Origin of the sequence: Marinomonas communis, from assembly GCF_004363305.1 — a bacterium.
GTDB classification, from domain to species: Bacteria; Pseudomonadota; Gammaproteobacteria; order Pseudomonadales; family Marinomonadaceae; genus Marinomonas; species Marinomonas communis.
The window spans coordinates 191,300-204,130 of sequence record NZ_SNZA01000001.1 but is presented as its reverse complement, the minus strand read 5'-3'; the positions used below and the strand labels follow the sequence as shown (position 1 = coordinate 204,130).

Below are 12,831 nucleotides of genomic sequence, written 5' to 3'. Positions count from 1 at the left end.
TAGTATGTCGAATCATGATAACCGCCTTGATCTGGAAGAGATCGAAGCAAAATTATCAGACACTACTTGGTCTGCCCTACCACACACAACATTAAGCCGACGCATTGAACAGGTTATCGAAACCATTGGACGTAATATTTCGTTTGTTTGGATTCTATTAATGTTGTTAATCGTGGCTAACGCTCTGATGCGCTATTTTTTCAGCGTCAATTTCATCGCATTAGAAGAATTGCAATGGCACCTTTACGCTGTGGGATTCATGATTGGCCTTTCTTATTGCTTAATCCACGACGGTCATGTGCGTGTCGATGCCTTAGTTGAGCACAGTCAGTTACGCACACGGGCCATCATCGAGCTGATTGGCTTAACTCTGCTGCTATTCCCGTTTTGCTTTATCGTCATTGATTACGCCATCCCTTTTATTTCTCGGGCGTATCAACTAAATGAAGTGTCCTCTGCCCCCGGCGGATTACCCATGCGTTGGTTGATCAAATCGACCATTGTCGTGGCATTTGTACTGCTGGCATTAGCGGCATTTTCTCGTTGGCTGCGCTGTCTTGCCTTCCTACGTCAATCTCACTCACGAACGTCTGCGTAGGAGCCAAACATGTTTGAAACGTATGAAATTCTTGTTATGGCAATGCTAGGAAGCTTCATTGCCCTAATCTTCACCGGTTTTCCTGTTGCCTGGATTTTGGCTGGGTTAGCCGTGGTCTTTAGTTGTGTAGGCATTATTGGCTACGAATACCTTGATTGGGACACTTACTACATGACCAATTGGCGTATATACGGCACCTTTGTTCAACGTATCTACGCACAAATGAGTAATTGGGTACTGGTGGCACTCCCCATGTTTATCTTTATGGGACTGATGCTGGAACGCTCCGGTGTTGCCGAAAAGTTAATGGTCAACTTTGTTCGACTGTTTGGCCGTTTTCGTGGTGGTTTAGGCGTTTCCGTTATCTTGATTGGCATTCTTTTCGCCGCTTCCACTGGCATCGTAGGTGCATCCGTGGTGCTGCTTGCGATGCTGTCTATGCCTGTCATGCTGCAACAGAACTATTCTAAATCCTTTGCCAGTGGCATTGTCGCCTCTTCCGGCACGCTGGGGATTTTGATCCCCCCTAGTATTATGTTGATTATTATGGCGGATCAACTGTCGCTTTCCGTTGGCAACCTCTTTATGGGAGCCTTGATGCCAGGATTGATGCTGGGCTTTTTGTACATTGCTTACGTCATTTCTAGCGCATTTCTGAACCCTAAATCTTGTGAGTTACCCACGGATTTACCGCCTGTTACTTGGGGGCTTATTAAAGAAACCTTGCTTGCGGTATTACCACCTTTAGGTTTGATCTTAGCGGTGCTTGGCTCCATTTTCCTTGGCATTGTCTCTCCTACCGAAGCGGCAGGCGTTGGTGCTTTGGGGGCCACTCTTCTCGCGATCGTGAATAAGCGTTTTTCGTTTGAAATGTTGGCCGATGTTTGTCGTCGAACCACAGTCACTACGGCGTTTGTATTCGGTATCTTCCTAGGGGCAACCGCCTTTGCTGTGGTGCTACGTACCCTTGGTGGTGATGAGTTCATCAGTGAAATGCTACAAAGTATCCCGTTGTCAGCGGCGGGGATTGTGATCGTGATTTTGCTAATCACGTTCGTGGCAGGCTTCTTCTTAGATTGGTTAGAAATCAGTTTAATTTTACTGCCATTAGTAGGCCCTGTTGTGGTCGAGTTGGGCTTTGACTTGGTCTGGTTTGTGATTTTGTTTGCGCTGGCACTACAGACCTCTTTCTTAACGCCTCCGGTCGGTTTCTCACTGTTTTATCTGAAAGGTGTCGCACCGCCAAATGTCACCACCCTTGATATTTATAAAGGCGTCATCCCATTTATTTTAATTCAGCTTTTAGCGGTCAGTTTGGTGTTTTACTTCCCTGATATTGTGCTGTGGCTGCCTCAATCGATGTATGGGAATTAATTTAAGAGAATCGTTATGAAACATAAAACCGTTTTAATTACTGGCGCAGCCAGCGGAATTGGCCTTGAAATCGCACTAGCGTTTCTTAAACAAGGCGCCAATGTTGCCATTATCGACTTTAACCAAACTGCTTTGGATCAAGTCGCTAAAGACCTGACCCGTTTCTCCACACAGCTTTGTTTATTGCAGAGTGATGTCACGGATGAAGTGCATTTTGAAAATGCGATGGATCGAGCAATTGAGCATTTTGGCAAAGTAGATATTTTGATCAATAACGCAGGTATTCAACATGTGGCACCGATCGAAGAGTTCCCTACTGAGCGTTATCGCCAGTTAATCGATATCATGCTAATTGCCCCTTTCGTGGCCATTAAGAAACTGATGCCATTAATGAAGGAACAAGGCTTTGGCCGTATTATCAATATGGCGTCAATCAACGGTCTAATCGGTTTCGCTGGAAAAGCGGGCTACAACTCGGCAAAACATGGGGTCATTGGTTTGACTAAAGTTGCGGCTTTAGAAGCAGCCCCTTATGGTGTGACCGTCAATGCTCTTTGTCCAGGGTACGTTGACACTCCTTTGGTTCGTAATCAGCTTAAAGACTTAGCCAGTACCCGCGGTGTCGCTCTAGAGGAAGTTTTAGAAGAGGTCATCTGGCCTTTGGTACCGCAAAAACGATTACTGGAGGTGGAAGAGATCTCGGACTACTGCTTGTATTTGACCAGCGCCTCCGCGAAAGGCATCACTGGTCAAGCCGTTGTGATTGATGGCGGCTATACCTGCCAATAATAACCCATAACTAACGCCTCTTAGCTTTGATTGGTTAAGGGGCGTTACATCATTACTTAATGTAAGAATCCAATACTTTTAGGATGACTTGCATATCCTGTTCGCGTTTTTGAGCGTCTTCTTGCTCAGCGATGTGTTCCACCAAATGCCCTTTGATCAGCTCACGCATCACGCCATTCACCGCACCTTTTACTGCGGCCACTTGTTGTAATACGGCTTCACATTCGCCGTCTTCCTCTAGCATTTTTTTCAAACCATTCATTTGGCCTTGGATCTTACTAACACGTGCAAGCAACTTCTTTTTGTCTTTTATCGTATGCGACATAGCCAAACCTATTGATGAATGAACAGTGCCTATTGTACTGGCAAAGATAGCAGGATAATTATACTCCCCCATAGTATTTTATACTAAGGGGGGGTATAGTTTTCTCAACATTTACTTTAAAAGACTTTTCTATGGACTTTGTTTCACTTCTACAAAATGGCAATGCATGGCTCTATATCCCTAGCGCGATCCTGTTGGGGGCTTTGCATGGCTTAGAGCCTGGTCACTCAAAAACTATGATGGCGGCATTTATTGTGGCGATTCACGGCACCGTCAAACAAGCCATTATGCTCGGATTGGCGGCGACGATTTCACATACATTGGTGGTTTGGTTGATTGCTTTAGGCGGTTTATATGTCAGTAATCAACTCACCGCCACCCATGTTGAACCATGGATTCAGTTGCTCTCAGGAGGGATTGTTTTGATCATGGGTAGCTGGATGATTTGGCGAACTCAGCGCAGCCAAGCACATCATCACCATCATTCACATGACCATGACCATGACCATGACCACCACGATCATAGTCATGTGCCAGAGGAAATCTACTTTGATGACCATGAGCGTGCCCATGCAATGGAAATCAAACAGCGTTTTGAAAACAAACCTGCGACTAACCTGCAGATTCTTATTTTCGGCCTGACGGGTGGGCTTATTCCATGCCCTGCCGCAGTAACAGTGCTTTTGATCTGTCTTCAATTGAAAGAAGTTGCCCTTGGTTCAACCATGGTTTTGTCTTTCAGCATAGGACTGGCTCTGACATTAGTATCGGTCGGAGTCATTGCGGCGATTGGCGCTCGTAAAGCCCAACAACGCTGGTCAGGGCTTAATCGCATTGCGACCCGCGCGCCCTATCTATCAGGCGCACTGATCTGTGTTGTCGGCGTTTACATGTGTTGGCACGGTGCCAGCGTACTATTTTTCTAATGCGTCGTTGACTTGCTCTGCTGGGGTTTCGATCAAGGCTTTTTTACGCTTTGGTCGAAGCTCGCTAAGCAATAGTCCAATCACTACCAATACACCGCCTAGTAATGCCATCGCAGGTAGTCGCTCTCCCGCTATACGTCCAATGATGCCAGCCCAAACCGGTTCGCCCGCATAAATAATGGCAGCAGTAGAAGAATCCACACTGCGTTGTGCCCAGTTCATGGTGAGCTGAATAATGGCGCTGGCCATACTCAATCCGCCAATGATGCCCACTAACGCCCAAGAGAACTCAGGAAGCTCTGTTTCACCGACGATTGGCATGCTGATAAAGGCAAACACCGCTGCAAAGAACAATTGTAAGATCGTGACGTTTTTAAGGTTCACGTTGGGTGCAAAGTGACTAATTAAAATAATCTCAATCGCCAGCGCGATGGTGCTGAGCGCCGTGATGATGTGACCAAAATTCATAGTTTGAGAACTGGAACCGCCGCCAGATAACACTACCAATCCCATAAAGGCGACCAAGGCACCGATACAGGTCATGTAATGAGGGACTTTCTTGAACACCAGAAACAAGATAAATGGCACCAAAGGAACATATAGAGCCGTAATAAACGCCGACTCACTACTGGTGATGTACTGCATACCCACGGTCTGTGCGCCGTAGCCACCTGTAATAGACAAACCAATGGCCATGGCCGCTATTAAGTCGGCTTTGGTGGTGCGTTTTAGCGACTGATAGGACAACAGTCCAATCGCCAAAGCGGCTACAAGAAACCGGCACGCCACAAAAAACATGGGAGAGCTCAAAGTCAGGCCAAATTTCACCACCACAAACGTCCCCCCCCAGACCACTGTCACCATAAGCAAAGCGGTTTTAGGGCCTATCCAACGGGCCAACCATGGCAATACTGTGTTTTGAAACATAGCTGTTAACTCTTATTGATTTGTGTAATATAGTGCACAAATTAACACTCATTTGCATATTGTGCAATATACTGCACATGCAATTTTTATGGAGTTTGCTTTGTCCGACTCAAACCCTGCCGAAACTCCTGCTGTCTTGGAGTTCGTGGCTGAAAATGTAAAGCGCCTTCGTAACGAGCGCCAATTGACCCAGCAACAACTGGCCGACCAATCTGAGGTTAGCCGCAGAATGGTGGCGTCCATTGAAAATGGTCAAGCCAACATCAGCCTCGCAAAATTAAACCAACTGGCCATGGTGCTTGGCGTGACGTTCTCTGAAATTGTTCGTCCTGCTATCGACAACACGACCCAGCCAGAGCAGATTTTGACTTGGAAAGGTGCGAAAGCTGGCAGTGAAGCCTATTTAGGCTGCTCAGTCATCTCGCAAAATGAAGTGGAACTGTGGTCATGGAAACTTGCTGCAGGCGACTGTTACCAGGCAGAGCCAGACCCACAAGGCTTCTATGAAATGCTTTACATCATCGAAGGTGTCTTACATCTAGAACTTAGCGATCAAACCCATGTCCTTCAGGCTGGCCAATCTATCAGCTACCCGAGTGATCAACGCTATCGCTATGTTAATCAACAAACCTCCCCTGCTCGCTTTATTCGTAATGCGGTTGTAGTGAGATCAAATTAAAAAGCCACTGACCGTCTAGATCAGTGGCTTAAATGATGAACTTGTGTTCGTAAAGTTTATTGTTTCGGCTTTAATGCCTTGTAGATAAAAGGCCCTGTCGCAGCAACTAGGGTCGCCACCGCAAGCGAAATAGAGATCGGTCCATTAAACAGAATGCTCCATTCGCCGCCACTGATAGACAAAGCTCGACGAAGGTTTTCTTCTAACACCTCACCCAGTACCAGACCTAAAATCACTGGCGCTAAAGAAAAACCTAGTTTACGCAAGATGAATGCAAAGACGCCTAACAAAACCATGAAGTACAGATCAAAGCTATCACCGTGGATCGAATAGATACCGATAAAGGTCAGCATCACGATAATAGGCACTAGATAAGACTGCTTAATCGAAAGCAATCGCACAAACATACCGATCAAAGGCAAGTTCATAACCAGTAAAGCGATGTTGCCGACAAACATGGATGCTATCAGACCCCACGCGATTTCTGGCTGCTGTTCAAACAAAAGCGGTCCAGGTGTGATGTTAAACATCAGCAACGCACCCAATAAAATCGCTGTTGTACCGCTACCAGGAATGCCCAGAGTTAACATAGGCAACATGGAGCCTGCGGCTGATGCATTGTTGGCCGCTTCAGGAGCCGCTAAACCACGGATATCTCCTTTTCCAAATTGATCATCGTTACCTTCAGCAAAACGCTTTTCCGTGCCGTACGCCACCGCACTACCAATTGACGCCCCAGTACCTGGTAAAACACCGATGACAAAACCAATCAAAGTAGAGCGAAGCACAACCCATTTCACCGCAATCAAGTCGCTCATTGAGACAAAGCTTTTGCCAACGGGCGTGAGCTTCATGTCATTTTTCAGCCAGTTTTCCAGCAAAATCAGCACTTCACTGATCGCAAACATGCCGATGACAACCACCAAGAAATCCACACCATCATAGAAATTCGGAATATCCATGGTGAAGCGCAACACGCCGGTGCCTGAATCCACACCCACAGTGGCCAACAATAAACCGATGACAACCCCAACGGTTGTTTTTAAAGGGCGGCTACCAACCATGGTAGCAAGACAGGTAAAGGCAAACGCCATCAACCAAACAAATTCACTCGGGCCAAACTTAAGTGCGAGTTCGCTTAGCAAAGGCGCAAACAGCACGATCAGGATCAATGCGCCCATGCTTCCGATAAAGGAGGCAACCGCAGATAGCGCCAACGCTCTTCCACCTTCCCCTTTTTGCGACAAAGGATAGCCATCTAAGGTAGTCATAATGGCCCCTGCATCACCTGGGACATTAAGCAGGATACTAGAGATACGACCACCGTACTCAGCACCGTAATAGACCCCTGCTAATAGAATTAGCGCCGATTCTGGAGGAAAGCCCATGGCATAAGCCAATGGTAATAGAATGGCCACACCATTAATTGGGCCGATACCCGGTAACGAACCAATCAGTGTGCCGACAAAACAGCCGATCAGCACCAAGGCAAGGTTCATAGGAGCGAGAGCCACAGAAAAACCCGTCGCTAAAAAGTCGAGTGTTTCCATACTAACCTCCGAATAACATACCGGTCGGTACGTTTAACTGTAAAACATGTTTCAGAACAAAATAGCTCACAACACTTAACGTCACTGAGTACAGCACCGCGCGTTTGGTTTGCTCACCGAACAGCACGCAAAAAACCGTACCCACAATGGCTGTCGAGATAATGAATCCGGCTTTCTCAAACAGAAATGCGTAACCAGTCATCAACAAAACACCGCTGATTAACTTGACCAGCACAGCACCCGTGGGTGCCCACTTGTTTGCACTCGGCTTAATGATTAACCAAACAGAACACACTGCTAAGACAGCAGATAAAATTAGAGGGAAGGCCTTTGGCCCAAGGGGTTCATACTGAAACGCTACCTCAAAGTGATAAGCTGTCCAGGCAATAAGCCCGGACAAACCTAACAGAGCGCCAGCAAATAGGCGGTCAAACATAAAAAGCCTCATTACTTGATCAAACCAGCTGCTTTAGCAAGCTCACGCATGTCCTGAACTCGAACTTTTACGTATTCATCTAACGCCGCACCGTGCATGTAAAATGGCATTAGCCCTTTTTCCGCCACGATTTGTTTGAATGCATCCGTTTTGTAGGCTTCTGCAAACTTGTTTGACCAGTATTGATACGCTTCATCGGACACTTTTGGCCCTAGGTAGTAACCACGCATGATGGTCCATTCCGCATCAAAGCCTTGCTCATGGGCAGTTGGGATCGAGGCAAACTCGCCTTCTAAACGTTCTGGAGACATCACTGCTAGCACACGAACTTTGCCGGCATCCAGTTGACCTTTCATTTCACCGATATCACCTGGGTAAACCTTGATATGTCCCCCCATCAGCGCGGCTACCGCCTCACCGCCACCTTCGTAGGCTACGTAGCGCATTTTCTTCGGATCAATAGAAGAGGCTTTCATCAGAATTGCTGCTTTCATCCAATCTTGGCTACCAACACCACCGCCAGCGCCCAATACGAAAGCCGATGGGTCTTTGCGCATGTCTTCCACCAACTCACCTAAGGTCTGCCAAGGAGCATCAGACTTGACCATAATGGCACCGTAATCCACACCGGCTGTGCCCACCCAACGGGCATCGTTCTCATCTAGGCCTTTGCCAAACTTACCTTGCGCTAGGTTAAGCAGTGAGCCAGAGCTAAAAGCAACCAACGCATCGCCATCATCTGGATTCACTTTGTTGATGTGGTTGTAAGCAACTGCGCCAACACCACCCGGCATAAATGTTACCGCCATTGGCTTTTGCAACAATTCAGCACGCTCGAACCCCGTTGATACCACACGACAAGTTAAGTCAAAACCGCCACCCGGTTTCGCTGGGGCGATACACGTCGGTTTGGAAGGTTCGTAGGCGAACGCCGTTGACGTTAGACCAATGATTGAAATAGCAAGTAAGGATTTTTTGAAAGTCTTCATTAACAAAGCTCCACTTTTGTTGTTATTGTTCTGCGCCCAAAAACGCAGTAGCGTAAAAGTAAGCGTTGAAACTGACATCAAACTGACACCGAATAAAAAAACAAAAAAGAGTAGCGAATATGCGAGTGTTGCTCACTGAAGATAACCAAGGACTAGCACAATCCATTGTCCAGTATTTTTCTGAAATGGGACATGCCATTGATTGGGTAGACAGTGCTGAAAAAGCGGAATCCATCTTGGCTCATGACACCATCGAAGTATTGATTCTTGACGTGAACTTGCCAGGAAAAAGTGGCTTTGAGCTGCTAACGTCACTTAGATCAAGAAAAAACTCGATTCCTGTTTTAATTCTAACCGCCCGTGCCGAAGTCGATGATCGGGTCAGTGCGCTAGACTTAGGCGCCGATGATTATTTGGTCAAACCGTTTGATTTAAGAGAGCTGGCGGCGCGCTGTCGAGCACTGGTTCGTCGGGAGCGAGGCAAGTCCGATAATGAAATTCATTGCGGTAATTTAAGCTTTAACAGTGCGACCAAAGTCGTCAAGGTCAACCAAGAGATCATTGAGCTTCGCCCTAGAGAAGTACAAATGCTTGAGCTGTTTTTAACCCATCTTGATCGCATGCTGACCAAAGATGACATCGCAAATCGGCTCTACAATTTCGATGAAGCTTACACCCCTAACGCGGTTGAACAGACACTGACGAGGTTACGAAAACAACTTCAAGGCTCCACATTAATCATTAAGACTGTCCGTGGTCTGGGGTATTTAGCGCATGTCCACGATTGAAAAAATACTCGCTCTGATTTCATCCTCTGAGGAGTATTCCTTACGCCAGCGAATGTTGACAAGAACGGCGCTGTTTATGTGTACCGTTCTAGCCATACTGAGTGTGGGCGTTTGGCATTACGCGAATACCAGCGCAGACTATTCCTATGATCGACTGTTATCCAGTGCAAGCGTCACCATGCTAGACGGCATTAATGTGGCCAAAAATCAGGTTCATATCGACTTACCCTATTCCGCGTTCGAAATTTTACAACTGGCCCCAGACGATAAGGTCTACTACGCCATTTACGGGCCTAACGCTGATTTTCTCAGTGGATATTTTGACCTGCCCGTAAAGCTAACTGACCAACAAGCGGATCTAATCGAACCTCATTACGCCTTGCACACCTATAAAGGGAAGAAAGTGCGTTTTATCGTTCGCCAAAAACGCCTGAGTGAGCGTTCAGTGGCAGGCAATGTCACTATTATTTTGGGCCAAACAACCCTAGCAAGAGACGCTCAGATGCGGGACACACTTTACGCCGCTCTAACAACGCTAATGGTGGTAATGGGCACGGCTTTGTTAGTGATGTGGATCGCCATCAATCGCGCATTGTCCCCTTTGAATTGGCTGTCTTCCCAGCTCAAAACTCAATCGCCAATGGATAAGCAAAACCTACCGACAACCCAGATGCTTGAAGTTGCGCCCTTAACTCAAGCCATCAACGACTATCGTCAACAATGGCTGAGTGCATTGGCGGCTATGCGTGATTTTATTGCCGATGCCTCTCATCAAATCCGAACCGCACAAGCCACCACGAAAGCACAGCTAGAAATTGCTCTCACCTCAGATAACGAGCAAATTGATAAAAATACCATTAACGAGATTTATAAAGACCATACCAAGCTTACCCGATTAACCAATCAGCTGTTGGCCCATGCCACCATCGTTCATCGCGGTGATCGTCAAACATTTTCTGTATTGACCATGCAAAAGATCCTGCAAGACGTCATCACTCAGGCCGTGCGGGACTACGCCCATACGGATATAGAGTTCGAATACGTTCCGCCGCACAACGATGTGCAGATATTAGGTGACGAGTTAGTGTTAAAAGAAGCCTTGCGAAACGTCATTGATAACGCTGTCCAGCATGGCTCCCATACTTCAAACACGACAGCGATCATCCGCATCAGTCTCCATTATAGGCAGGAAAATCATCAAGTATGGGTGGAAGACAATGGTCCTGGTATACCGGAAAGTATGATGAGCCAAGCGTTAGAGCGTTTCGTTAAAGTAGGCCGTAACACTCAGGGATCTGGTCTTGGGCTTGCTATCGCACAAAGTGCTGCGTTAACCCATCGAGGCCAACTCTTGCTATCTAAAAGCGAACTAGGTGGACTCGCTGTGTGTTTTTCATTCCCTCATATAATGGACGCTAACGATGCTTAGAATCGCCTTTGTATGCTATTTATTCTTCTCTTCGTTGCCGCTGATGGCACAAGAATCGAATCTACGAATCTACAGTGCCACGGACATCAGTGCGATTCGCCCATTGCTGCATGAGTTTGAAACCTTAAACCCTGAGGCCACCATTCTGTATCGGGAGTTTAATACCCAAGAACTCTATGATGAATTGCTCGATCCGATATTGCCGCCCCCTGATGTGGTGATCAGCTCGGCTTCAGATCTACAAGTAAAACTAGTCAATGATGGCTTTGCACAACCTATTTACGACGTGCCGAATGTTTCCAGCCACCAACCTTGGGCACAATGGAGCAACGAACTGTTTGGCTTTACCTATGAACCAATTGTATTCGTTTACAATAAAGAGTCGTTTCAAAACAGATCCATTCCCCATACCCATGAAGCATTAGCTGAGCAGCTAAGGGAACAGGCGAAATTTTACCAAGGACGCATTGGAACTTATGACGCCGCCAGTTCAGGGTTAGGTTATTTGGTTGCCTCTCAAGATGAGGTCACGTTTAGCCTTACAGGGCGTCTACAGGAAAGCTTAGGTCGAGCACGGGCGGATATTCATTGCTGTACGTCTTTATTACTAACTCGACTGACAACCGGTGATTTGGTATTTGGCTACAACTTGCTGGGCTCTTATGCCATGGCAAAAGCCATGAACAATGAACACATTGGCGTGATTGTTCCTGAGGACTACGCTTTGGTGATTGTGCGCTCTGCCTTTGTGCATCGTGACGCTAAGGCGGCAGAACTGGGTGCGGACTTTATTGCTTACTTAAGATCCCCAGCAGGCCAGCAAACCATCGCCAACAACACGGCTTTAATGCCATTAGATCGGACGCTAGGCTCTCATAACGATCCCGAAAATCAGCTCAACAGCAGCACCAACTTTCACCCCATTCGCCTAGCTCCCGAGCTTTTGTTGTATTTAGATCAACACAAAAAAACGCAGTTTCTAAACAGCTGGTCTCAAGCCTTAGGTGATTGATGTATTTTTTAATAAGGTAAAGTTAAACTCCATGCTCACTGTATAGAGAACAGTCCTAAACATCTCACTGAAAGGATGCATTTGTGAATCAAGCAACGTTTATTGGTGTACTTGCTATCGTGTTATGGAGCGTGGTTGTCGGGCTCATTCGCAGCATTACCGATCAAGTGGGAGCAACCGCTGGCGCCGCTCTGATTTATTCCTTCGCCGCTGTGCTGTTGATGATTCATGGCAGAGGGCTAGGCCTTAGAAAAATCACACCGCGTTACTTTATTATCGGCGGGACGCTGTTTGTCAGCTATGAAGTCTGCTTGGCATTAGCCATTGGCCAATCAAGCAGTCCGACACAAGCCATTGAGGTCAGTATTTTAAATTACCTATGGCCACCACTGACGGCGGTTTTAGCGGTGTTTGTGCTGAAAAAGCCTGCCAAATGGTTACTTTGGCCCGGGCTATTTTGCTCATTGTGGGGTGTTTATACCGTATTGTCAGGCACGGCGGCACCTGACCTCAGCGCGGTAACAGAACGCATTGCCAGTCATCCAACGGTGTATTTATTGGCTTTTCTAGGTGCTATTTTCTGGTCACTTTACTGTGTAGCAACACCAACACTGACCCAAGGAAAATCCTCAAGCGTGACGGCTTTCTTTGCCGCAACGGCCATCGTTTTATGGACAAAATACTTTCTTGAGGATGCGCCCGCCTTTTCAGTAAGCCTTGGTGTTCTTATTGAAATTACCTGTGCCTCATTGGCGATTGGATTGGGGTACGCCTTTTGGAATATTGGCTTACAACGAGGAAATGTCACGCTGCTAGCGGGGCTTTCGTACTTTACGCCTGTGCTTTCCTCGGTCTTCGCATCCATCTATCTCAGCACACAACTGAACCAAAGCTTTTGGATGGGGGCTTTGATGGTTAGCTTTGGTTCTATTCTTGGCTGGGTTGCTACCCGGAATCCTAATCGCCAGTAACATAGTAGAGTAACTATAGTGTCTACAGTAATGCTACT

General features: G+C 46.9%; 14 protein-coding genes. 9 read left to right on the top strand and 5 right to left on the bottom strand.

What is annotated here, in order from left to right; genetic code table 11:
• Positions 1–4: 4 nt before the first annotated feature.
• From C8D85_RS00985 to C8D85_RS00975, 3 genes are read left to right on the top strand one after another with little or no spacing between them, the layout of a single operon-like run.
• Positions 5–598, top strand: a complete 594-nt coding sequence (locus C8D85_RS00985; RefSeq protein ID WP_133559494.1) for a TRAP transporter small permease subunit — start codon at positions 5–7, stop codon at positions 596–598.
• A 9-nt stretch (positions 599–607) separates the two neighbouring features.
• Positions 608–1,972, top strand: a complete 1,365-nt coding sequence (locus tag C8D85_RS00980) for a TRAP transporter large permease (RefSeq protein ID WP_133559493.1) — start codon at positions 608–610, stop codon at positions 1,970–1,972.
• A gap of 15 nt (positions 1,973–1,987) precedes the next feature.
• On the top strand, positions 1,988–2,761 hold the full coding sequence (locus C8D85_RS00975; protein WP_133559492.1) for a 3-hydroxybutyrate dehydrogenase: 774 nt from the start codon (positions 1,988–1,990) through the stop codon (positions 2,759–2,761).
• A 52-nt stretch (positions 2,762–2,813) separates the two neighbouring features.
• On the opposite strand, the gene rcnR is transcribed toward C8D85_RS00975, so the two are convergent.
• The gene (gene rcnR, locus C8D85_RS00970) at positions 2,814–3,086 is read right to left on the bottom strand and encodes a Ni(II)/Co(II)-binding transcriptional repressor RcnR (protein WP_133559491.1); all 273 of its coding nucleotides are present in this window, start codon (positions 3,084–3,086) and stop codon (positions 2,814–2,816) included.
• 131 nt (positions 3,087–3,217) lie between these two features.
• Between rcnR and C8D85_RS00965 the strand changes: the two genes are divergently transcribed.
• Positions 3,218–4,012: a nickel/cobalt efflux transporter gene (locus C8D85_RS00965; RefSeq protein WP_133559490.1), complete on the top strand. Its 795-nt coding sequence runs from the start codon at positions 3,218–3,220 to the stop codon at positions 4,010–4,012.
• On the opposite strand, the gene C8D85_RS00960 is transcribed toward C8D85_RS00965, so the two are convergent.
• Complete coding sequence (locus C8D85_RS00960; protein WP_133559489.1) at positions 4,001–4,939, bottom strand: DMT family transporter; 939 nt, start codon at positions 4,937–4,939, stop codon at positions 4,001–4,003. The two genes, C8D85_RS00965 and C8D85_RS00960, sit on opposite strands and share 12 nt — an antisense overlap.
• A 100-nt stretch (positions 4,940–5,039) precedes the next feature.
• On the opposite strand from C8D85_RS00960, the gene C8D85_RS00955 reads away from it, so the two are divergent.
• Positions 5,040–5,618: a helix-turn-helix domain-containing protein gene (locus C8D85_RS00955; protein ID WP_162847513.1), complete on the top strand. Its 579-nt coding sequence runs from the start codon at positions 5,040–5,042 to the stop codon at positions 5,616–5,618.
• Between the two features lie 56 nt (positions 5,619–5,674).
• On the opposite strand, the gene C8D85_RS00950 is transcribed toward C8D85_RS00955, so the two are convergent.
• From C8D85_RS00950 to C8D85_RS00940, 3 genes are read right to left on the bottom strand one after another with little or no spacing between them, the layout of a single operon-like run.
• On the bottom strand, positions 5,675–7,168 hold the full coding sequence (locus C8D85_RS00950; protein WP_133559487.1) for a tripartite tricarboxylate transporter permease: 1,494 nt from the start codon (positions 7,166–7,168) through the stop codon (positions 5,675–5,677).
• Position 7,169: 1 nt separating this feature from the next.
• Positions 7,170–7,604: a tripartite tricarboxylate transporter TctB family protein gene (locus C8D85_RS00945; RefSeq protein WP_133559486.1), complete on the bottom strand. Its 435-nt coding sequence runs from the start codon at positions 7,602–7,604 to the stop codon at positions 7,170–7,172.
• An 11-nt stretch (positions 7,605–7,615) separates the two neighbouring features.
• Positions 7,616–8,593, bottom strand: a complete 978-nt coding sequence (locus tag C8D85_RS00940) for a Bug family tripartite tricarboxylate transporter substrate binding protein (RefSeq protein WP_133559485.1) — start codon at positions 8,591–8,593, stop codon at positions 7,616–7,618.
• A gap of 119 nt (positions 8,594–8,712) precedes the next feature.
• Between C8D85_RS00940 and C8D85_RS00935 the strand changes: the two genes are divergently transcribed.
• The 4 genes from C8D85_RS00935 (at position 8,713) to yddG (ending at position 12,793) form a co-directional block, all read left to right on the top strand.
• Positions 8,713–9,381 (top strand): response regulator transcription factor, encoded by a 669-nt coding sequence (locus C8D85_RS00935; protein WP_133559484.1) that lies wholly within the window; start codon positions 8,713–8,715, stop codon positions 9,379–9,381.
• Entirely contained in the window at positions 9,368–10,810 is a 1,443-nt protein-coding gene (locus tag C8D85_RS00930; RefSeq protein WP_133559483.1) for a sensor histidine kinase, read from the top strand. Before C8D85_RS00935 ends, C8D85_RS00930 begins: the two co-directional genes overlap by 14 nt.
• Positions 10,803–11,822 (top strand): ABC transporter substrate-binding protein, encoded by a 1,020-nt coding sequence (locus tag C8D85_RS00925; RefSeq protein ID WP_133559482.1) that lies wholly within the window; start codon positions 10,803–10,805, stop codon positions 11,820–11,822. Before C8D85_RS00930 ends, C8D85_RS00925 begins: the two co-directional genes overlap by 8 nt.
• Positions 11,823–11,905: 83 nt before the next feature.
• Entirely contained in the window at positions 11,906–12,793 is an 888-nt protein-coding gene (yddG, locus tag C8D85_RS00920; protein WP_133559481.1) for an aromatic amino acid DMT transporter YddG, read from the top strand.
• Positions 12,794–12,831: the final 38 nt, after the last annotated feature.